We start from the raw sequence: 21067 nt of genomic DNA, 5'->3' as shown, positions 1-21067 counted from the left end.
CGGTCGACCCTCTCTGAAATCGGTGGACGCCGTCGGGCGAGAGGCCGTCGGAAGGATCCGTCCGGCCTTGGTCATTGCCGCATCCGCGCGAGCTCATCTTCCAGACGGCGCAAGCCGGGAATTTGTTCTGGATCAAGGCTTTTCCAGTATATCCGATTCAGATGAATGGCAGATGAATGGCGGGCGAATCTTTTCGGCGACCAGATCGTTGAGGTTCCTAGCCAGATTGTTTCTACAAAGGATAAGGGCTCTCCTTTTATAATAAGGGCATAGGTTGAGGAAAGGATGAGCCCGATGAACGAGCAGGCTGCAAGCGCATTCTTAACGACGGAGGCCGGAACGATCCGTCTCGTGCAGACCGCGAAAGACACCGGCGAACGGCTCGCCGAGCAGCCGCGGCTGAGCTTCCGCGCCGACGAGAACGGCCACGAGAGCCAACTGATCAACATTTACGACGACATCTCCTACCAGACGATCGAAGGCTTCGGCGGAGCGCTGACAGAGGCGTCTGCCGTGACGATCGCCAAGATGAGCCCGGCCCGCCAGCAGGAGATCATCGACGCGTACTTCGATCCGGAAAAGGGCATCGGATACACGCTCTGCCGCTCGCATATCCAGAGCTGCGACTTCTCCCTCGGCAACTATGCCTATGTGGAGGACGGCGACGACGAGCTCGCCACGTTCACGGTCGAGCATGACCGCGAGCAGATCCTGCCGCTCATCCGCCGCGCGGCTCAGAAGGCCGGCCGCGAGTTCAAGCTGTTCTCCTCGCCGTGGAGCCCGCCTCCGTTCATGAAGACGAACGGCCAGATGAACCAGGGCGGCCAGCTGAAGCCGGAGTACCGCCAGGCGTGGGCCGACATGTTCGTGAAGTACGTGCAGGCGTACGAGGCGGAGGGCGTCAAGATCTGGGCGCTCAGCGTGCAGAACGAGGCCAAGGCGGTGCAGACCTGGGATTCCTGCGTGTATACGGCCGAGGAGGAAAAGGACTTCGTGCGCGACCATCTCGGTCCGGTGCTGCAGCAGGCCGGGTACGGCCACATCAAGGTGATGATCTGGGACCACAACAAGGAGCGCGTCTATGAGCGCGCGGTGACCGCGTTCACCGACCCGGAAGCATCGAAGCACATTTGGGGCATCTGCTTCCACTGGTACTCCGGCGACCACTTCGAGGCGCTCTCGGCGGTGCATGACCGCTTCCCGGACAAGGCGCTGTTCTTCAGCGAGGGCTGCCAGGAGGGCGGCGTCCAGCTCGGCTCCTGGGCGACCGGCGAGCGCTACGGCCATGACATCCTCGGCAACCTGAACCACTGGACGACGGGCTGGACCGACTGGAACATCGTGCTCGACGAGAGCGGCGGTCCGAACCATGTCGGCAATTTCTGCGACGCGCCGATCATCGCCGACACGACGACCGACGAAATCACTTATGAAAGCTCGTTCTACTACATCGCGCATTTCAGCCGCTACATCCGTCCCGGCGCGGTGCGCATCGGCAGCTCCCGCTACACCGACAAGCTGGAGCAGACGGCGTTCCGCAACCCGGACGGCACGATCGCGCTCGTCGTGCTGAACCGCACCGACGCCGAGCTGCCGTACGTCGTGCGCCATCGCGGCCAGCTGGCCGACAGCTCGATTCCGGCGCATGCGATCCAGACGCTGCTGTTCCGCTAGCCCGTTCGGACTTCGTCCGCAGAAGAAGCCCGGCACTGCGGCATCAACCTACTTGATCAGGAGGAATTCCTATGGCACGCATTTCTTTCCCGAAAGACTTCGTCTGGGGCACGGCGACCGCCTCGTACCAGATCGAGGGCGCTTATGACGAGGACGGCCGCGGCCTGTCCATCTGGGACACGTTCGCCCGCACGCCCGGCAAGGTCGTGAACGGGGACACAGGCGACGTCGCCTGCGACAGCTACCATCGCTACGAGGAGGACATCGCGCTGCTCAAGCAGCTCGGCGTGACGTCCTACCGCTTCTCCATCGCCTGGCCGCGCATCTTCCCGCAGGGCACGGGCGAGGTCAACGAGAAGGGTCTGGACTACTACCGCCGCGTCATCGACGGCCTGATCGCCGCCGGCATCGAGCCGGCCGTGACGCTCTACCACTGGGACCTGCCGCAGGCGCTGCAGGACAAGGGCGGCTGGGACAACCGCGAGACGATCGATGCGTTCCTGGCGTATGCGGAGGTCGTGTTCAAGGCATTCGGCGACAAGGTGAAGTCGTGGATCACGTTCAACGAGACGTGGTGCGTCTCGTTCCTCTCGAACTTCATCGGCGTGCACGCTCCGGGCCACACCGACCTGCAGCTGGCGACGAATGTCGCGCATCATTGCCTCGTGGCGCACGGCCGCGCCGTGCAGCTGTATCGCAGCCTGAACCTGCCGGGCCAGATCGGCACGACGCACAACCTGAGCTGGTCCGAGCCGTATACGACGCGGCCGGAGGACGTGGAGGCGGCGCGCCGCTCGCGCGCTTGGGGCAACGAATGGTTCCTCGAGCCGACGCTGAAGGGCTCCTACCCGCAGTTCATGGTCGACTGGTTCCGAGGCAAGGGCATCGAGGTGCCGATCCTCGAAGGCGACATGGAGACGATCGGACAGCCGATCGACTTCATCGGCGTGAACTTCTACACCGGCGGTTACACGCGCTACAAGAAGGACAGCGGGCTGTTCGACAGCGAGGACGTGCAGGTCGGCTTCGACCAGACGTTCATCGGCTGGAACGTATACCCGGAGGCGCTGTACAAGGTGCTGAGCTGGCTGCATGAGGAGTACGGCGACATCCCGATCTACATCACGGAAAACGGCGCCTGCACCGACGACCATGTGGCCGAGGACGGCGGCGTGCACGACGCCCAGCGCGTCGACTACTACCGCAAGCACTTCATCCAGTGCCAGCGCCTCATCGACTCCGGCGTGCCGCTCAAGGGCTACTACGCCTGGTCGCTTCTCGACAACTTCGAATGGGCCGAAGGCTACGCCAAACGCTTCGGAATCGTCCATACTGATTACGAAACACTGGAACGCACGCCGAAAGACAGTTATTATTTTATACAGAAGGTCATTTCGGAAGGCGGGTTCGACGTTTAAATGAACATCCAGGATTCGGCGGCGCAGGCGTCGCCGTCTCCGGACAAGGGCGGCAGCGGGGCCTCGCAGGGCTCCGCTGCCGCTTCTGTCCGGGCGACAGTGAGCGTGCATATCGTGACATACAACAGCGTGGACGACATCGAGGGCTGCCTCGCCTGCGTCCGCGCCCAGAGCTACCCGATCGAAAAGATCGTCGTGCTGGACAACGCGTCCGGCGACGGCACCCCGGAGCTCCTCGGCCGCATCGGCGAGGGGCTCGACGTCGTGCTCAGCCCGGTGAACACCGGGTTCGCCGGAGGGCAGAACCGGGCGCTCGCGCGTTCGGACGCCGACTATGCGCTCGTGCTCAACCCGGACGTGCGGCTGCATCCGGACTATGTTCGGCGGCTCGTCGAGAGTCTGGAGCGCCGCCCGGAGGCGGGCAGCGCGACGGGCATGCTCGTGCGGCAGCCGGCAGAGGGGCTGGCCGGCGCCCCTGGCGTAGGGGGCGCCGAAGGCGGGATTGCGGCGCCGGACGAGGCCGGCGGCGGGGAATCGCCGCCGGCGGTCCAAGCCTGGCTGGACCGCCTGCCGGCGGAGGCGCTCATCGACAGCACCGGGCTGGCGATGGACGCGGCGCGTCAAGCCCGCGACCGCGGCGCCGGCGAGCCTGCGTCCGCCTGGCTGGAGGCCGGCGAGACGTTCGGCGTCTCCGGCGCGGCGGCGATGTACCGCCGAAGCATGATCCGGCATGTCTCCCTCGGCGGGGAGTTTTTCGACGAGACGTTTTTCGCCTACAAGGAGGACGTCGACGTCGCCTGGCGCGCCCGCGGGCTCGGATGGGCCGCGCTCTACGCGCCGGATGCCCGCGCGCTGCACGCGCGCGGCTGGAAGGAGGGCGGACGGACGTCGGTGTCGGCCTTCGTCCGCCGGCATTCCTATCAGAACCGCTTCTACACGCTCGTCAAGAACGAGCGCGAGTGGAGGCGGCTGCCGGCGATCGTCGCGATCGAACTCGCCAAATTCGGGTATATCCTGCTCAGGGAGCGCGATCTGCTCCGCTGCTGGCCGGAGATCATGCGGAGGCTGCCGGAGATGCGCGCGAAGCGTCGCGAGCTGGTTGCAATGAAGTGTCTGAAATAAATTCTGAATGAAAAAACTCGCTCATAAGAGCGAGTTTTTTTGTTTCAATAATGCACTGGAGTCAATCTAGGCTTTTAAGCAGTAAATCAAAGGGAGATAGGACCTTTCTGCTCTTTAGGTCTGTGATTTTATTGATCAGTTATGCTCATCCATTTTATCATTCTCATCTCAACCTCAGCTTTTTCTAAAGAAACGAGTCAATCTCCAACTTTTAGAATTCTGGGCATGATGAATGAAATCATCTAGTTCTTTTTCACTTGATTGGAATATATTCGGAACTTCGGTACGTTCGCCCATCCACTTCTTTATGATTCTTAAAGGTTTTGTCACGGCCCAGGAATCGGAACTTAGAATCTGATGAGCGATGTCTCGCTTGGCCCAAAGCATTTCTTGAGGCTCGCTTTGCGCAGGATGAGAGACTGGTCCTCCATGCGAAAGGGCATCTACCATAGCCGATATTCGTTTTGCGTTCCCAGGAGGCAGAATTAAATAGCTCTGATTGATTTTATTTTGTACATGCCGGTAGTTCTCCGTCCATTCTTGTGAATCATGCAGAGTTTGAGAACTATTCCCCTTTGCCCACCATCGATAGATGTTCGTTACGACGGGACTGCTCGCGACACCGCATATGAATGTAGCTCGAAGAATAAAGTCCCAATCTTCAACGGTGTTGATGGTTTCGTCAAAACGCAGGCCGAAGTCGTGATAAACGGAGCGCGGAAAGGCCAAGCATAGCCCTGGGCACTGATTATGATGCAACATGGTCAAATAATCAAATTCGGCCGGATAATCCCGATGGAATGAACTGATTGCCATCGATGCTTTCGAACCATATTCTGTTTGAACAGGTTCAAACTCTTGACGAACAGAGACGGATTTAAGTATTTTTCCATAATTCTTTTTGGATAGCGAGTAGAACTGCTCGATCCAGTTGCTAAAGACGATATCATCGTCGTCCAAGATAGAGATATATTCCCCCTGCGCCTCTTGAAAACCGGCATTTAATGGGGCAGAACGGTTGCCGCCATTTATCCGAATCAAGCGAATTTTAGCGCGAATCCAGTCGGGTGTGGATTGGATGACATTCTCTACTTTTATCTGGTTATCAAGGGTAAGGTTATGACCGACAATCAATACTTCAAAGTCCGTATTTTCCTGACCAGTTAGACAAAGAAGGACTTCTTTCAGTTCTTGCGCGCGATCTCCAGTTGTTCGAGTAACGATGGTGAGAAAAGGTCTCTTGCTCTCGGGTGCAGGTAGGACGGATGGGTGACTGGCTACGAAGAGCCGAACAATCTGATTGACTTTTCCATTAGCATTCATTCCGGCCCTGAGATTCAGCAATAGTTGCCTAAGGGAAGAGGCGTCTGCAAGCGAAAGCAGGTCTCTTGGAAAGTATTGATCGCTTTTTTCAAGTAAGACATCTTTTTCTGCTAGTTGATGCAGTCCATTCTTTTTGCAGGTATGCAGCAGCTTTTCGGCTGTAAAGAGATTAATGTGCGTTTCATCGAGCAACCCGGACGAGGTTTCATCCAATCGATTGCAAAGTAGCTTGAAAGCGACATCATCATGGGCAAAGTTTGGTACGCTGATGACTACAGGGGCTCCGTATTTATGAGAAAGAGCGCTTATGGTCTTTATTAATTCTTCATAGTACAGAACGTGCTCCAGTGTGTCGAGGACAGTAATAGAAGCCAAAGGCCGCCCTTGGAGAACTGTTTCTATGGCTTCTATGTTAGCTTTAAATAAACCGAACTGAAAAGTATGGGATTCTCTTCCGATGGATCGCAAATGCTCTGTGGCATCAGGATCAGCATCCATGCCGACATAATGGAGACCGAGCTCGTTTATTTTCTCGCTAATCGCTCCCCAACCGCAGCCCATATCCAAATGAACGCCATTTTTGGGGAAGTTAAATTTTTTCAATAAACTGAAAGCATGTCCATATACATTATCGAAAGCGTACTCGAATTTATATGCATAATCTATTTCACTTTTTCTTTTCATAGAACGAACCTCATTTTGCCATAATTATTATTTGAAAATTCTCCAATTTTATGATTGGTATCATATTGCTTGGGAAGAATTCCGGCGGCTTCTCTTCTCCTGAATTCGGCTGCCGCTTTAATATAATAATCAACATCCGATTGTTCGAAATATGCCAGTATATTTTGAAGAATATCGATTCTCGACCATTTGTACGCTAGAAGTAAACCTGCTTCTGCAGAAAAATAATCTTCAGCCGAGCTGGTCCTCCATGATGCTTCATCCGATAGTGTCTTGTCGTGGAAAGCTACAGCAGAAGGCTGGAATAGAACTTGAAAACCTTCCTTTCGAAGCATCCATGAAAAATCGACATCATCGCAATAAAGGAAGAAAGTATCTGCATCGAAACCGTCGACCGAATCAAATGCTTTTCTAGGCATAAGAACGCATGCCGTAGATGCCCAGCTTGTAGCACCTGATTTAGGATCGAACCATTTCGGATGTTCAATGGGAAGCTGTTTCGCTTCAACAATACCTATATTGTTCTTGCTTTCCCAAAAAGGTTTGGCTAATTCCAAAATCGTATCCGGAGCTAGAAGAATATCGGGGTTTATAATCATAATGAAATTTGTCGAAGAAAGACTGGCAAGCCGATTGTGCCCTCTGGCCGAACCTAGATTCTCTCCGAAGAACTCATACTTGAGTTCTATAAACTCCCCATATTCTTTTTTTAAGCATTCAAGATCTTCATCCGTGAAAATAGGGGCAGGGGAACCGTCCCCATACTGAACGACGACTTTATCAAAGATTCGTTCATGGATGGAGAAGTCTACTGCCCGGACAATACTCTTAATCGAGCGAATGATTCGAGACTTCTCGTTATGGTAGAGGACGCTTTGGATTTGCAGATTTCTTAACTGAGACATGAGAGAACTCCTTATCGTTGGAATTAGCCTAGCTGCAGGTCAATCCAGTCGCACAGATTATTCATTCCTTCATTCAGCGTCACTTCTGGAGTCCAGTTCAGAGTCGCTAAAGTATCCGAAATGTCGGCTTGAGCGTGCCTCACATCTCCATTTCTATACTTCTTACAGACAAAGGGCTGCGGCGCTCCATAGCGGATCGCGATCAATTCGGCAATTTCTTTTATCGTGGCACCGTAACCGCTGCCGACATCAAGAATCTTTTTGTTGGCATCCGGATTAATCATGGCTTCCCTGATCGCACTGGCAACATCTGATATATATACAAAGTCTCGAATCATGAGGCCATCTTCATAAAGAGGAATGCTTTCGTTTTGTTTTGCCATGCGAACGAATAAAGAAACGATACCCGTGTATGAATTAATCAAGGACTGTCCAGGGCCGTAGACGTTTTGAAAACGCAAAATGGAATAATTCACATCAAAAGAGTTGCACCAGCATGTCAGTATATTCTCTTGAGTTAATTTGGTCGCACCGTAAATACTTGTAGGCATCGACAATGTAGAAGCGCTTCTCATAGGAAGGAACGAGGATTCAACAAAATCCCATTCCTCTCGAGCCAATTGCTCATTGGTCCTTTGACCTGGATAGTAGATCGAATCATCTTGATTCATCCAATTGCCTTCACCATACACAGCCCGGCTGCTTGCCAAGACAATTTTTTGAGGCATAATCTCGTTTCGAACAAAAGCATCTAGCATCTGCGTGGTTCCTACCACGTTTACGCTTGCATGGCGGGTACTTTCCGTCAAGGACTGCCCTGTGCCTGTCTCGGCAGCCAGGTGCAGGACGACATCGGGTTTCCATTTGCTCAGAAGCTCGTCCCATGCAGAAGGATCGGTTATATCTGAAACGTAAAGATTGGCTTTCAATGAGAGTGCAGCTGGCTTTTCGGGTGATTTATGTATTTGTGGGTGCATGCTGTCCATTATGATAATGGAGGAAAAATCATCTTCAATTAGCTTGGAAACCTCACAACCGATAAATCCGGCTCCGCCGGTAATAAGACATGTTCTTGTCATCTGGATCACTCCTAATAGCATTTAGTTTTTTATTCTATATTCAGTTGGAATTCATATAAATATCGCAAATCTCAGCCGCTTCCCCTTGTGCAATCAACCTTCCTTGCTGAAGCAAAAAAGCTTTGGTGCACATAGTCCTAATTTGTTCAATGGAATGCGACACCATAATTACTGTAGTATCATCGCCGATCATTGTCCGGATCCGTTCCTCGCATTTCATTTGGAATTTATAATCACCTACGGAAAGGATCTCGTCGACAATCAAGATATCGGGCTTTACAACAGTTGCGATGCTGAACCCTATACGGGCAATCATACCAGAAGAGTAGTTTTTGAGTGGAACGTCAAGGAAATCATGAATTTCTGCAAAATCTATAATTTCGTCGAATTTGTTTTGGATAAATCGTCTTGAATATCCCAGAATGGCTCCATTTAAGAAAATGTTCTCGCGCGCAGTCAGTTCCATATCGAAGCCAGCGCCGAGTTCGATCAATGGAGCAATTTTCCCTTGCGTTTCAATTTTGCCTGTGGAAGGAACCAGCACTCCGGCAATTGTTTTTAAAAGAGTGCTTTTACCAGCTCCATTGAATCCGAGTATACCTGCGACCTCTCCTTTTTCAATAGTCAGAGAGATGTTTTGCAATGCATAGAACTTCTCGGTCTGGAGTTGTCCTTTTAGTCGCTTAATAATCATTTCCTTAAGGCTGCTGATATTCTCTTTATGAAGATCAAACACCATAGAAACATCGCTGATTTTGATCGCATAGTTCGACATTGTAGGCTCCTTAGAGATGTAAAACAATTTTATTCTCGTTTTTATTAAATATATAAAACCCTATAATTAAGCTGACCATGCTATATGCTACTGCAAGAATATTTTGAGTCAAATCAGGGAACTGGCCTTCGATCAATAAGGATCGTAGATAGTGAATATAAACATAAACGGGATTATATTCGACAAATGTTCGATAGGGATACGGAATAATTTCAATCGGATAGAACGTGGCAGAAAAGAAAGACAGCAGGCTAAGGATAATGCTATAAATGTGTAGTAAATCCCGATAGAAAACCGTCATGCAGGATAGGAAAAGACCGACTCCAGTCGAGAAAATGAATAACAGCAAAATAGGAATGAAGAAAAAAAGAGCGGTTAATGTAATGCTGTATCCCATGATTATAAATATAATTAAAATAGCGAGAAGCGAATAGCAGGTATTTACTAATGAAAAGATGATTTTTGAAAGCGGGAAAATATACTTGGGAGTATAGACCTTTTTTATAAGCGACCCATTTCCGAGCACTCCCATTTGAGCCATAGAAGTAGATTCAGCAAAGAAGGCGTACATGATTTGTCCGGTCAAAAAGTAGATTGGGAAGTTCTGAATTTGATTTTTAAACATTGTGGAAAAGATCATGGTCGTTATAAGCATAAATAATAGAGGATTCAGAATGCTCCAGAGCACCCCAAGCACTGAGCGCCTGTACTTGATTTTAAGGTCTCTCTTAACAAGCTCTGACAAAAGTTCCCTATAATTAATTATTCTTGAAAAGTGATTCACGGGGCAGCACTTCCTGACCTGATTAATAAGAATTTCAAAGATGTGTTACGAGTGTATATATCATGTAAAAACATTCCGGTTCAAACGTTCGACAGAATATGAGCTACGGTTAATATTAAGTGACTTTAATTTGAAAAACAAGGTTAGATCGAACCTAAGAAGGGTTGACTTTTCTGATTAGCAAAAGGGTAAAGATGGTACCGAACAAAATGAAACATTCTGACATACTCTGCGTCTAACGAATAGATGGGAGTCTCCTTTTTTGGTACAATGTGAGAGAAAAGAACGACTATATTGCACGAGCGGTGATGCGAATGCTTCGAAGAAACCAGCGTTTTCTGACGCAAATGTACGTGCTGTCCGATCTGGCGGTCATGCTCGGCCTGTTCTTGGGCGCCTACTGGATCAAATTCCATAGCGGGCTGCTCGTCTACTACAATACCGTGCCTCTCAAAACTTATCTGGTATGGAGCACCGTCTACGCGTTCGCGGCCGTGCTGATCGGCTTCTATACGAGCTTCTACACGCCCAAGCGGCGCAAGAAGTTCTCCCATGACCTGCTCAAGATCTTCCAGGTGCAGACGCTGAGCCTGCTGCTGCTGCTCAGCCTGCTGTTCATCACCAAGGAAGTGCATATCTCCCGCGAGTTCCTGGCGATCTTCTTCGCCTTCAACCTCGTCGGGCTGGGACTCTACCGCTACGCGCTGAAGCGGACGCTGACCGTGCTGCGCCGACGCGGACTCAACAAGCGCTACGTGCTCATCCTCGGGGCGGGCAGCGTCGGCCGCAGCTTCCATGACCAGCTGAGCCTGTACCCGGATCTCGGCTACGAGGCGTACGGCTTCCTCGACGACTTCCACGAGGAGCATGACGCGGCCGTGCTGCGCCGATACTCGGGCCGTCCGCTCGCGCCGATCGTCGGCCGGCTGGACGAGCTGGAGCGGCTGCTCGCGGACAATCCGACGATCGACGAGGTCATCCTGGCGCTGCCGCTCGAAGCGCATTCCAAGTACGGCGAGCTCATCCAGACCTGCGAAAAGGCTGGGGTGAAGACGCTGATCATCCCGGACTACTTCGACCTGCTGCCGGCCAAGCCGTTCTTCGACAACTTCGCCGGCATGCCGCTCATCAACATCCGCGACGTGCCGCTCGACGAGATGGGCAACCGGATCGCCAAGCGCACGTTCGACATCGTCTTCTCGCTGACGGCGCTGATCGCGCTCTCGCCGGTCATGCTGCTGATCGCCCTCGGCATCAAGCTGACGTCGCCGGGACCGGTGCTGTTCCGCCAGGAGCGGGTCGGCCTGAACCGCCGCTCGTTCGCGATGCTCAAGTTCCGCTCCATGCGGGTGAGCACGGACGCGGACGCGAGCCGCACCTGGACGGTGGAGAACGATCCGCGCCGCACGCGCTTCGGCACGTTCCTGCGGAGCACGAGCCTCGACGAGCTGCCGCAGTTCCTCAACGTGCTGCGCGGCGAGATGAGCGTCGTCGGCCCGCGGCCGGAGCGCCCGTTCTTCGTCGACCAGTTCCGCGAGGAGATTCCGCGCTATATGGTCAAGCATCACATCCGTCCCGGCATTACGGGCTGGGCGCAGACGAACGGCCTGCGCGGCGACACGTCGATCGACGAGCGCATCCGCCACGATCTGTTCTACATCGAGAATTGGAGCTTCTTCTTCGATATCCGGATTATTTTCAAGACCGTGCTGAAAGGACTCATCCATAAAAATGCATACTGAAATCCAGCAGGCTCCGGGCGGCATCCGCTCTCCGGAAGCGCCTGGTTCCGAAGCAGCCGGCCCCGTGCCGGCTGCTTCTGTAGGGGATCGGGTATCCGTCATCATTCCGACGCGCAACGCCGGGCCGGACCTTGAGGAGCTGCTGTCGCGGCTCTCGCGGCAGACGCTGCCGCCGTACGAAATCATCGTCATCGACACGGAGTCGACCGACGGCACGCCCGAGCGGGCGATTCGCGCCGGCGCCCGCCTGCTGTCGATCGCCCGCTCGGAATTCGACCATGGCGGAGCGCGCAACCGGGCGGCCGCCGAGGCAAGCGGCTGCATCCTGCTGTTCATGACGCAGGACGCGATGCCCGCCGACGAGCGGCTCGTCGAGCAGCTCGCCCGCTCCGTCGGAGATCCGGGCGTCGGCTACGCCTACGCCCGCCAGCTGGCCCGGCCGGAGGCCGACCTGCTGGAGCGCATGTCGCGGGAGCATAATTACCCGGCGCAGTCGAGGCTCAAGAGCCGCGAGGACCTGTCCGAGCTCGGGCTCAAGACGTTTTTCTGCTCCAACGTCTGCGCGGCGACGCGCCGCGAGACGTTCCGGACGATGGGGGGATTCGCGGAGCCGACCTTTTTCAACGAGGATCTGTTCCTGGCCGGACGCATGGTGCTGGAGGGCTACCGCATCGCCTACAACGCGGAGGCGCAGGTCGTCCACTCCCACGCCTATACGCCGGGGCAGCAGTTCAAGCGATTTTACGACAACGGCACGTCGATGGCCGAGCAGGCGTGGATCCTGCCGTATGCCGGCGTCGGCAAGGAAGGCTCGTCGCTCGTCAAGGCGCAGCTGAAGGCGCTGGCGCAAGAAGGGCAATGGGGAAAAATGCCGCGGCTGGTGGCGGACAACGCCGCCAAGCTGATCGGCTACAAGCTCGGCATCCATCATCGGCGCCTGCCCGAGCGGCTGAGGCGGGCGTTCAGCATGTACCGTCCGGGCTGAGGACGCCCGTGACGCCCGCGAGGACGCCGGGAGCGGAGAAGAAGGAGCGTTGGCGATGGAAGAAGACATGAGGGAGCGGCATGCGGCGCGCATCCAAGGCGAGCTGCTGCCTGGCTTGGATGTCGTCAGCGTGAAGAGCTGGGAGCCGGTGCAGGTGCGGCGCGCGCCGCAAGGGTGGAAGACGCTCGGCTGCGGCAATTATGCCGCCGTCTTCGCCTATCCGGGCGACAGCCGGCTGGCGGTCAAGGTGTACGCGCCCGGCCGGGACGGCTGGGAGGCGGAGCGGCAGGTGTACCGTCTGCTTGGCGAGCACCCGGCGTACGGCCGCTGCTTCGCCTCCGGGGAGCATGGCGGCAAGCGCTGGCTGCTGCTGAGGCGGCTGCACGGCAAGACGCTGTACGACTGCCTGCTGCAGGGCGTGCCGATTCCGGAGCAGGCGATCCGCGACGTGGACGCCGCGCTCGACTATGCGGTCAGCCGGGGGCTGCGGCCGCACGACGTGCACGGCAAAAACGTCATGGTGCAGGACGGACGGGGCATCGTCATCGACGTCTCGGATTTTCTCAAGCAGGAGAGCTGCGAGATGTGGAGCGACTTGAAGCGGGCCTATCGCTATGCGTACAAGCCGCTGCTCGGGCGCAAGCCGTTCCCGGTGCCCGGCTGGGCGATGGACGGCCTGCGCTCCGCTTATCGTCGAATCCGCCGCCGGAGCAAGGAGCAGCCATGCCGCGACGTCCTGGACGAGACAAAAGCCCCTCCGGACGGAGGGGCTGTGTCGAAGCCATGAGCCGAGGCGGCTGCGCAGGGGGACTGCGTCGCCGCTCTTAGGTGCTGGCGGCAGGAAGCGGCTAGCCGAGCAGCTGGCCGAGCCTCCGCAGCAGAAGCAGCAGCTCGGAGTGGGGATAGGCGCCGGAGAGGGCGTACTGCCCTTCGAAAACGAACAGCGGCACGCCGCCCTGGCCGATCCGGCGGCCGAGCTCCAGCATCGCCTCCATCTCCACCCGTCCGTCGCCCTGCTCGAGCCGGTCGGCCAGTCCGTCGGCCTCCCAGCCGGCCGCTGCTCCGGCTTGAGCGACGATCTCCAGCTCGCCGATGTTCTCGCCTTCCTCGAAGTAGCGCCGGGACAGCTCGTCCACGAACGCGCCCTGCGCGGCGGCGGGCGTCAGCGCCAGCGCCTGATGGGCGAGGCGCGTCGAGGGCAGCGTGGCGATGCGCTCGAAGCGAAAGTCGAGGCCGACCGCCTGGCCGTCGCGCGCGACATGGCGCAGCGTGCGGGTGAGCGCGGCCTGGCCGCCCCCGAGGCGCTGGGCCATCGCCTCGCGGAAAGGCAATCCTTCCGGCGGCACGGAGGGATGAAGCAGGTACGGACTGAAGCGGACGGATGCCTCTCGGCCTTCCGGAGGCTGCCACTCTCGCAGCGCCAGCTCGAGATGGCGGCGCCCGATGCGGCACCAAGGGCAGAGAAGGTCATGGTAGACTTCGATGAGCAAGGGCGGCCTCCTTTCCCGGGGCCGGCGGCCCGCGATCGTTCCTTCTAGTATGAACCAAGCGGACGGCGGCTTCAATGCTTGGCCGCCCGGAAGGTGCGCGAGCGGCGTCATGCGGGCTCGTCTGGCCTGCTTGTGAGCGCCGGGCCAGCGGGGACGGGAGGGCAGACGCCGTTGACGTCGTTCCTGCCGGGCGAATCGAGAGGCGCAGCGGCAGACAAGCGCAAAAGGACCCCGAAGCCCGCCGCCGTAAAGCGGTGGACGAGGTCCTTTTGCCGCTGGAGCCCGGCTGGGAACCGGGACTCCGCCATCCGATAAGCGATTGCTGCCGGAAGCCGGACTGCGGAAGGAGCGCGGCGCGGACTCAGCCGGTCTCTTCCTCGTACGCCTCCAGCAGCTCCCGGCCTTGCTCCAGCTGCTTGCGCAGGACGAGCAGCCGCAGATGGCCGTCCTCCTCCTCGGTGCGCGTGCGCACGCCGTTGCTCTTCAGATGCGCCTCCAGCCGGTACAGCTTGTCGATCCTCGCCTTGCTCTCACTGCGCAGCAGCGTCCAGCGCTTGCCGGACGCGATCGCCGCGTACACGACCGCGCCCGCCGCCAGTACGATGATCGCCGCCCATACATACGTCATCCGATGCACCACCTCGATCGATAGGGATCCGTCCTACACGGTTATTCTATTCCGGTAGAGGGTCCAGACATGACAACGCTCTGCCGCCAGGCGGAATGGAAGGAGGAGAGGCCTATGATTACGATCGGACTTGCCGGCTGGGGCGACCACGACTCGCTGTACCGGACGCGGGAGGCGGCCAAGGCCAAGCTCGCCGCATACAGCCGGCTGTTCGGCACCGTCGAGGTGGACAGCAGCTTTTATGCCGTCCAGCCGCAGCGCAACATGGAGAAGTGGACAGCCGAGACGCCGGAGGACTTCCGCTTCGTCGTCAAGGCGTACCAGGGCATGACCGGGCATAGCCGCGGGGCGATTCCCTATCCGGACGAGGAGGCGATGTTCGCCGACTTCAAGCTGGCGCTGACGCCGATGCGGGAGAGCGGCAAGCTGAGCTGCGTGCTGTTCCAGTATCCGCCGTGGTTCGCCTGCACGCGCGAGAGCGTCGAGACGCTGCGCAAGGCGAAGCGGCTCATGGAGGACATTCCGTGCGCGCTGGAGTTCCGCCATCAAAGCTGGTTCGTGCCGCAGATGCGGGAGCGCACGCTCGGCTTCATGCGCGAGGAAGGCTGGCGCCACAGCGTCTGCGACGAGCCGCAGGCGGGCGAGGGCTCGATCCCGATCGTCGAGGCCGCCACGGACGAGAGCCATACGCTCGTCCGCATGCACGGCCGCCACGCGGAGGGCTGGCATTCCTCCGGACAGCCGAACTGGCGCGAGGTGCGGTATCTGTACCGCTACAGCCGCCAGGAGCTGGAGGAATGGGCGGAGCGGCTGCGCCGGCTGGAGGCGCAGAGCCGGACGGTGGAGGTCATTTTCAACAACAACTCCGGGGGAGACGCCGCGGACAACGCCCGCGAGCTGATGGCGCTGCTCGGCCAGACGCCGCCGCCGATTCCCGAGGAGCCGCCGGAGCGCGATCCCGGGGTGGAGCAGCTGGAGCTGTTTTGAGGCGGGAGCGGTTTGCTCGGGCATCGGCTTCGAGGACAGGAGGGAGGAAGGCTCTCGGCATGATTTTGCCGAGAGCCTTTTTGCATCCTTGCGGCTGGCGGAGACGCTGCGGCGGAAATGGGGCGCGTATATGGTAAATGTACCACTGGCGGAGACGCTGCGGCGGACTGGGCGTAGTTTGACGAGGGGGCTGTCCGGGCAAGCTGGAGTCTGTCGCATGAGCTTTCGGCACGGCGGAGCAGGCAGGTCTATACGAACCTGCTATCCTGTGTTATCCTATGTGCCAGTTGTTAGCGCTTGCAACGCTAACGGGAGCTAACAAACCTAACAAAACGGACGGCTCAGGAGGGATCTACATGGCGGAACGAGTCACGATGCAGGACATCGCCGATTATGTCGGGATGTCCAAATTCGCCGTCTCCAAGGCGCTTTCCGGCAAGGGCGGCGTCAAAGCGGAGACGCGCGAGCGGATCATCAAGGCGGCGATCCAGCTCGGCTACCGCTTTCCGCCCAAGGCGGCGGAAGGAGCGGAAGCAAATGCGAGATGGCCGGGAGCCTCCGGCGCGGGCAAGAGCGATGGCGAGGATCTGGCGGGAAGCTGGCCGTTCGGCCCAGCTGCCGCTATGGGCCATCCAGAGCCGTCCGGCAGCGGCCAAGCATCCGGCGCCACTGCCATCGGCGGCCAGCCGGGAGTGCCCGGCTTCCCCGCCGGCGAGGCGGGCCGCTTTTCGCCGGCGAGCTCCCGCGCGGCCTCGAACCCGGCCGCGACGCAAGCCGCGTCGGACGGGCTCGGCAGCCAGGTGATCATCCTCGTGCCCAACGTGCGCTTCCAGACGCGGCTGTCGTACTATTGGGGACGCATCATCGAAGGCGTGCAGGAGGAGCTGGAGGAACGCGGCATCGGCTCGATCCTCATCACCGAGCAGGGCACGACGCGCTTCTCCTCCCTCATCAATCCCCGCGGCGTCATGGGGCTCGTCGGCGTCGGGTTCATCTCCTATCCGGTGCTGCTGGAGATCCGCAACCTCGGCATCCCGACGGTGCTCATCGACCACGAGGAGCCGCTCGTGCCGACGGACGTGCTGTCGATGAACAACTTCGAGTGGATGCGCCGCGTAGCCAATTATCTCATCGGACTCGGCCACCGGCGGCTGCAGTTCGTCGGCAACCTGACCTACTCGCGCAGCTTTTACGACCGCTGGTTCGGCTTCCGCGCGATGATGGAGGAGCATGGCCTCAGCACGGACGGGCAGCATGACGGCCTGCTGACCGTGCGCGGGCACAACCGCTCCGAGATGACCGAGGCGCTGGAGCCGATGCTGCAGGAGCTGCGCCGCGAGGGAAGGATGCCGACGGCGTTCGCCTGCGCCAACGACTCGATCGCGATCTGCATCATGACGATCCTCGCGCGCATGGGCGTGTCCGTGCCGGAGGACGTTTCGGTCGCCGGATTCGACGACATCGAGGACGCGGCGCTGTCGAGCCCGACGCTGACGACGGTGCATGTGCACAAGCACGGCATGGGCCGGCGCGCGGTCGAGGCGCTGCTGCGCCGCGTGCAGCAGCCGGCAAGCCCGGTCGAGAAGGTGCTGCTGACGGGCGAGCTCGTCATCCGCGCCTCTACAGGAGCGGCGCGCGCCGATGGCTAGGCTCTGGAGCGCGCTGCGCCAGCAGCTGGAGCCGCTGCTGCATCGGCTGGAGACGAGGCTGCTGCTCGTCTACTTCCTGCTCGTGCTGCTGCCGATCGCCGTCATCACCTACGTGTCGGCTTCGCACAACTTTGCGACGATCGAGCAGAACACGGTCACCTACGCCTCTCAGGTATCGGACCGGATGCTGAACTCGCTCGACGATTACATCCACGACATGAAGCAGATCGCCATCATTCCCGCCTATCTCGACGAGATCCAGAGCGGGCTCGAGCGCTCCAACCAGTTCTACGCCACGCGCGCGAGCGAGGGGGGCGGCGCGGACCCGTGGCTCGAGGCGGGGCTCAAGCTCAGCATCCAGCGCGAGGTGGAGAGCAGCATCTATTTCATGAACAACCTCAAGAAAGGCTCCAGCAACGTCTATCTGTTCGACCGGCAAGGCAATCCTTATACGGCGGTCAAGAGCGGAGGCGTGCGCAGCGACCTGAAGGAGGTGTACGAGCGCTGGCGCCAGCTGGCCGAGCCGAAGAACGGCACGCCGGTGCTCGTCAGCACGCAGGCGGTCACGAGCAGCGCGAACAGCAGCAAGCAGTACGTGTTCACCGTCGTCCGCGACATCATCACGACGTCGTTTCGCTCGGTCGGGCTGATCGCCGTCGACGCCAACATCAGCGTCATCGAGGACATGGTGCGCGACCTGGACGAGGCGACGCGCGGCACGACGATCATCGCCGACGAGGGAGGCACGGTCATCTACGACAGCGAGAAGCGCTACCTGGCGGAAAACCTCGGCTCGGCGCCGCTGCTCGCCGAGGCGCGGGGCAGCGCGGGCAGCTACCGCACCTCGGTCGACGGCGAGGAGCAGCTCGTCATCTACCGGCAGTCGCCGGACACCGGCTGGAAGCTGCTCATCACGATCCCGCAGCGGCATCTGGTCGAGGACGCGGTGCGCAACCGCAACTTCAGCCTGATCGCCGCCGGCGTCGCGATGGCCGCGGCGATGGCGCTGACCGTCGTGCTCATCCTGGCGCTGACCAAGCCGCTGCGCTCGCTCGTCAGCCTCATGAAGCAGGTGCAGGGCGGCAACTTCGAGGTCAGCTTTCCGGTGCGCCGGCGGGACGAGGCGGGCATGGCCGGCCAGGCGTTCAACCGCATGATCGCCCGCACGCGGGAGCTGATCGACAACATCTACCGGATCGAGCAGCGCAAGACCGAGGTGCAGCTGGAGAACCTGCAGCGGCAGATCAACCCGCACTTCATCTACAATACGCTGGAATCGATCCGCATGACGGCCGTGCTGAGCGACGCCGACGAGGTCGGGCGGATGGTGCAGCTGCTCGGCGAGCAGCTGCGCTACAGCCTGCATGCCGGCTCCGCCGCCGTGCCGGCCCAGCGCGAGTGGGAGCATCTGGAGCAGTACGTCGAGTTGATGAACTACCGCTACGGCGGCGAGCGCTTCCGGCTGACGCTGAGCGCCGAGGCGCGAGCGGCGGACGCGAGCGTCATGAAGCTGATTTTCCAGCCGATCGTGGAAAATGCCGTGCTGCACGGCTACGACGACTCGCGCGAGCGGCTGACGATCGAGATCGACAGCTGGATCGAGGGCATGGACCGGGTCGTGCGCATCCGCGACGACGGCCGCGGCATGCAGCCGGAGGTGCTCGCCCGCGTGCGGGCCGAGCTGGCGTCGGCCGCGGCCCCTTTGGACGAGGAGTCCGGCGGCATCGGGCTGCGCAACGTGCAGGAAAGGCTGCAGCTGCGCTACGGCCCGGGCTACGGGCTGCAGCTGGCCAGCGAGCCGGGCGCCGGCACGACCGTCACGATGAGGATTCCCCAGATTCAGGCTATGGACGCTCCGGCAGAAGGAGAGAAGAGAGGAGAGGGAGCCGATGCTTAAGGTCGCCGTCGTGGACGACGAGGAGAAGATCCGCCTCGGCCTGGCGAAAATCATCGAGCGCACCGGCCCGTACGAAGTTGTCGGCGTCTGGGCGAGCGCGCGCGAGGCGCTCAGCAACCTTGACGCCTCCGGGGCGGAGCTGCTCATCACCGACATCCGCATGCCGCAGATGGACGGGCTGCAGCTGATCGACGAGCTGCGGGAGCGCGGCAGCCAGATCGCGGTCGCCGTGCTGAGCGGCTACAACGACTTCGCCTACGCGCGCGAGGCGCTGCGCGGAGGAGTGGAGGACTATCTGCTCAAGCCGGTCAACCAGGACGAGCTGGCGCGGCTGCTTGAGCGCATCGCCGAGAAGGTCGGCGTGTCGCGCAGCCGTCAGCCGCTGCATGCGGAAGCGCTCATCGAGCTGCTGCTCGCCGCCGATGCGAAACGCATCCCGGAGCCGGTCATGCAAACGGCCTGCGCCCAGCTCGACGAGCTCGGCTCCATCCGCGGCATGTATGCGTTCGTCGTGCTGCACGCCGCGCCGATGCCGGACGGCGAGCGGATTGCCGAGGCGCTGGCGGCGCTGCGGCGCGAGCATCGCCTGCTGCTGCGCGAGGCCGGCCCGCCGGCCGTGCTGCTCGCGCTCCGGCACGGCGACCACGCCGACACGCCGCGCGAGCTCGCCGTCACGCTGCTCGGCCGGCTGCCGCTATCGGCCGAGCCGAGGGGCGGCATCAGCGGCGTGCACTCCGGCGCCGCCGCGCTCGCGCGCGCCTACGGCGAGGCGGAGGCGGCGCTGCTGCAGGCGTGGTATGCCGGCAGCCCTGCCGGCACGGCCGTGTCCGCGGCCGCTTCGACGCCGGGCCGCATGCCGGCGGCCGCGCAGATGCCCGGCGCCGCGCGGCCCGACGAGCAGGAGCTGCGCGCCGTGCTGCAAGCCGCCGATCTGGAACGCGCCGCCGCCATCGCCGAGGAGTGGCTGGGCGCGGCGGAGCAGCGCCGCCTGAGCTGGGCGGAGCTGGATGCCGCCGCCGCCACGCTGCTCGGCGTGCTGGACGACAGCCTCGCGGGCCAGCCTGGTCCGCAGCCGGGCAGTCGGCCGCAGCCGATCCGCAGCCGCAGCTGGGACGCTTATGCGGCCGCGCTGCGCCAGGAGCTGCAGCAGCGGCTGGCGCTGCTCGGCGAGCTGAAGCATCAGAGCCGCGCGGTCGAGGCGGTCAAAGCTTATTTGCAGGAGCATTATGCCGATGAGCTGGACCTGCAGCGGCTGGCCGAGCTCGTCCATCTGACGCCGAGCTATCTGAGCAAGCTGTTCCGCAGCGAGACGGGCGAGACGATTACCGACTATGCGATTTCCGTGCGGATCGAGGTCGCCAAGCGGCTGCTCAAGGACCGCCCCGAGCTGAAGACCTATGAGGTGGGCGAACGGTCCGGCTATGCGGACCCCGCGTATTTCACCAAGGCGTTCAAGCGGGTCACGGGCAAGACGCCGAAGGAGTACCGGGACAGCGCGCGCTAAGCGGCGGTCGCTGTGCAAAAGAAGCTGCGCGGCGAGCGTCCGCAAGCGGCGGTCGCCTCAAGTATGCAAACAGCAGGAGTTAACCTTGCAAAGACCCTGGATGGGACAGGCGAAGCCTCCCTATCCGGGGTCTGTTTACATATACGGTCAAACCTTGCGATTTCAAAACACGTTCCAATTCCAGTCGATTCGAGCGAAGTAAAAATGGGCCGCGCTTGCCGCGAAGCTACTCGGCCGAGCCGCCTATTCTGCAGCCGCGATGCCTCCGCTCCATCCCGATCTACAGCTAACAAACCACCCCGGCATGCTAACAGTCGCCTCCTGTTAGCACAATACAAGACAAAAAAACGAAACGCCGTCCATTCAGGACCCGCCGAGACGGGGCGTATAATGATAAGCACACTGAAAGCGGTCCCAACAC

The 21067-nt window shown here is 59.5% G+C and carries 17 protein-coding genes; 10 read left to right on the top strand and 7 right to left on the bottom strand.

All coding sequences use genetic code 11. The annotated features are described in order from the left end of the window. Positions 1 to 294 precede the first annotated feature (294 nt). The 3 genes from GE073_RS23160 (at position 295) to GE073_RS23150 (ending at position 4214) form a co-directional block, all read left to right on the top strand. Positions 295 to 1674, top strand: coding sequence for a glycoside hydrolase family 30 protein (locus GE073_RS23160; RefSeq protein WP_153784473.1), 1380 nt, complete (start codon positions 295 to 297; stop codon positions 1672 to 1674). 71 nt (positions 1675 to 1745) lie between these two features. Then, complete coding sequence (locus GE073_RS23155; RefSeq protein ID WP_153784472.1) at positions 1746 to 3092, top strand: GH1 family beta-glucosidase; 1347 nt, start codon at positions 1746 to 1748, stop codon at positions 3090 to 3092. Beyond that, a complete protein-coding gene (locus GE073_RS23150; protein WP_153784471.1) occupies positions 3093 to 4214 on the top strand; it encodes a glycosyltransferase family 2 protein in 1122 nt (373 codons plus the stop codon). Positions 4215 to 4388: 174 nt separating this feature from the next. Here GE073_RS23150 and GE073_RS23145 read toward each other — a convergent pair whose 3' ends face one another. The 5 genes from GE073_RS23145 to GE073_RS23125 are packed head-to-tail and all read right to left on the bottom strand — an operon-like array spanning position 4389 to position 9764. Further along, complete coding sequence (locus tag GE073_RS23145; RefSeq protein ID WP_153784470.1) at positions 4389 to 6221, bottom strand: methyltransferase domain-containing protein; 1833 nt, start codon at positions 6219 to 6221, stop codon at positions 4389 to 4391. Then, a complete protein-coding gene (locus tag GE073_RS23140; RefSeq protein WP_153784469.1) occupies positions 6218 to 7126 on the bottom strand; it encodes a glycosyltransferase family protein in 909 nt (302 codons plus the stop codon). The genes GE073_RS23145 and GE073_RS23140 overlap by 4 nt, the downstream gene beginning before the upstream one ends. Before the next feature lie 23 nt (positions 7127 to 7149). Further along, positions 7150 to 8205, bottom strand: coding sequence for an NAD-dependent epimerase/dehydratase family protein (locus GE073_RS23135; RefSeq protein WP_153784468.1), 1056 nt, complete (start codon positions 8203 to 8205; stop codon positions 7150 to 7152). Positions 8206 to 8245: 40 nt separating this feature from the next. Continuing rightward, positions 8246 to 8980, bottom strand: coding sequence for an ABC transporter ATP-binding protein (locus GE073_RS23130; protein ID WP_153784467.1), 735 nt, complete (start codon positions 8978 to 8980; stop codon positions 8246 to 8248). Between the two features lie 10 nt (positions 8981 to 8990). Beyond that, positions 8991 to 9764, bottom strand: coding sequence for an ABC transporter permease (locus tag GE073_RS23125; RefSeq protein ID WP_194843461.1), 774 nt, complete (start codon positions 9762 to 9764; stop codon positions 8991 to 8993). Between the two features lie 314 nt (positions 9765 to 10078). Here GE073_RS23125 and GE073_RS23120 point away from each other — a divergent pair, with 314 nt between their 5' ends. Genes GE073_RS23120 through GE073_RS23110 form a run of 3 tightly spaced genes read left to right on the top strand, consistent with a single transcriptional unit; the run spans position 10079 to position 13278 of the window. After that, entirely contained in the window at positions 10079 to 11506 is a 1428-nt protein-coding gene (locus GE073_RS23120; RefSeq protein ID WP_153784465.1) for an undecaprenyl-phosphate glucose phosphotransferase, read from the top strand. Then, the gene (locus GE073_RS23115) at positions 11496 to 12491 is read left to right on the top strand and encodes a glycosyltransferase family 2 protein (RefSeq protein WP_153784464.1); all 996 of its coding nucleotides are present in this window, start codon (positions 11496 to 11498) and stop codon (positions 12489 to 12491) included. The genes GE073_RS23120 and GE073_RS23115 overlap by 11 nt, the downstream gene beginning before the upstream one ends. A 55-nt stretch (positions 12492 to 12546) precedes the next feature. Further along, positions 12547 to 13278, top strand: a complete 732-nt coding sequence (locus GE073_RS23110; protein WP_228551739.1) for a serine/threonine protein kinase — start codon at positions 12547 to 12549, stop codon at positions 13276 to 13278. Between the two features lie 61 nt (positions 13279 to 13339). Here the strand turns inward: GE073_RS23110 and GE073_RS23105 are convergent, their stop codons facing one another. Beyond that, on the bottom strand, positions 13340 to 13981 hold the full coding sequence (locus GE073_RS23105; RefSeq protein ID WP_194843460.1) for a DsbA family oxidoreductase: 642 nt from the start codon (positions 13979 to 13981) through the stop codon (positions 13340 to 13342). Between the two features lie 361 nt (positions 13982 to 14342). Continuing rightward, the gene (locus tag GE073_RS23100) at positions 14343 to 14609 is read right to left on the bottom strand and encodes a hypothetical protein (protein ID WP_153784462.1); all 267 of its coding nucleotides are present in this window, start codon (positions 14607 to 14609) and stop codon (positions 14343 to 14345) included. A gap of 114 nt (positions 14610 to 14723) precedes the next feature. Here GE073_RS23100 and GE073_RS23095 point away from each other — a divergent pair, with 114 nt between their 5' ends. The 4 genes from GE073_RS23095 (at position 14724) to GE073_RS23075 (ending at position 20646) form a co-directional block, all read left to right on the top strand. After that, positions 14724 to 15596, top strand: a complete 873-nt coding sequence (locus tag GE073_RS23095) for a DUF72 domain-containing protein (RefSeq protein WP_028598935.1) — start codon at positions 14724 to 14726, stop codon at positions 15594 to 15596. 356 nt (positions 15597 to 15952) lie between these two features. Continuing rightward, the gene (locus GE073_RS23085; RefSeq protein ID WP_228551737.1) at positions 15953 to 17245 is read left to right on the top strand and encodes a LacI family DNA-binding transcriptional regulator; all 1293 of its coding nucleotides are present in this window, start codon (positions 15953 to 15955) and stop codon (positions 17243 to 17245) included. Then, entirely contained in the window at positions 17238 to 19142 is a 1905-nt protein-coding gene (locus GE073_RS23080; RefSeq protein WP_052333243.1) for a cache domain-containing sensor histidine kinase, read from the top strand. Before GE073_RS23085 ends, GE073_RS23080 begins: the two co-directional genes overlap by 8 nt. Beyond that, positions 19135 to 20646 carry a response regulator gene (locus tag GE073_RS23075; protein WP_028598937.1) on the top strand — a complete coding sequence of 504 codons (1512 nt, stop codon included), beginning with the start codon at positions 19135 to 19137 and terminating at the stop codon, positions 20644 to 20646. The genes GE073_RS23080 and GE073_RS23075 overlap by 8 nt, the downstream gene beginning before the upstream one ends. The last annotated feature ends 421 nt before the right edge of the window (positions 20647 to 21067 follow it).

This window comes from Paenibacillus sp. B01, from assembly GCF_009649995.1.
GTDB classification, from domain to species: domain Bacteria; phylum Bacillota; class Bacilli; order Paenibacillales; family Paenibacillaceae; genus Paenibacillus_O; species Paenibacillus_O pasadenensis.
The sequence above is the reverse complement of the archived record's forward strand: the minus strand, read 5'-3'. Positions and strand labels throughout refer to the sequence as shown.

Bases quoted from the DNA above. Each gene is read 5' to 3' on its own strand.
- GE073_RS23145 (WP_153784470.1), bottom strand. From the start codon at position 6,221: ATGAAAAGAAAAAGTGAAATAGATTATGCATATAAATTCGAGTACGCT.
- GE073_RS23155 (WP_153784472.1), top strand. From the start codon at position 1,746: ATGGCACGCATTTCTTTCCCGAAAGACTTCGTCTGGGGCACGGCGACC.
- GE073_RS23100 (WP_153784462.1), bottom strand. From the start codon at position 14,609: ATGACGTATGTATGGGCGGCGATCATCGTACTGGCGGCGGGCGCGGTC.
- GE073_RS23085 (WP_228551737.1), top strand. From the start codon at position 15,953: ATGGCGGAACGAGTCACGATGCAGGACATCGCCGATTATGTCGGGATG.
- GE073_RS23150 (WP_153784471.1), top strand. From the start codon at position 3,093: ATGAACATCCAGGATTCGGCGGCGCAGGCGTCGCCGTCTCCGGACAAG.
- GE073_RS23135 (WP_153784468.1), bottom strand. From the start codon at position 8,205: ATGACAAGAACATGTCTTATTACCGGCGGAGCCGGATTTATCGGTTGT.
- GE073_RS23140 (WP_153784469.1), bottom strand. From the start codon at position 7,126: ATGTCTCAGTTAAGAAATCTGCAAATCCAAAGCGTCCTCTACCATAAC.
- GE073_RS23110 (WP_228551739.1), top strand. From the start codon at position 12,547: ATGGAAGAAGACATGAGGGAGCGGCATGCGGCGCGCATCCAAGGCGAG.
- GE073_RS23095 (WP_028598935.1), top strand. From the start codon at position 14,724: ATGATTACGATCGGACTTGCCGGCTGGGGCGACCACGACTCGCTGTAC.
- GE073_RS23075 (WP_028598937.1), top strand. From the start codon at position 19,135: ATGCTTAAGGTCGCCGTCGTGGACGACGAGGAGAAGATCCGCCTCGGC.
- GE073_RS23130 (WP_153784467.1), bottom strand. From the start codon at position 8,980: ATGTCGAACTATGCGATCAAAATCAGCGATGTTTCTATGGTGTTTGAT.
- GE073_RS23080 (WP_052333243.1), top strand. From the start codon at position 17,238: ATGGCTAGGCTCTGGAGCGCGCTGCGCCAGCAGCTGGAGCCGCTGCTG.
- GE073_RS23160 (WP_153784473.1), top strand. From the start codon at position 295: ATGAACGAGCAGGCTGCAAGCGCATTCTTAACGACGGAGGCCGGAACG.
- GE073_RS23115 (WP_153784464.1), top strand. From the start codon at position 11,496: ATGCATACTGAAATCCAGCAGGCTCCGGGCGGCATCCGCTCTCCGGAA.
- GE073_RS23120 (WP_153784465.1), top strand. From the start codon at position 10,079: ATGCTTCGAAGAAACCAGCGTTTTCTGACGCAAATGTACGTGCTGTCC.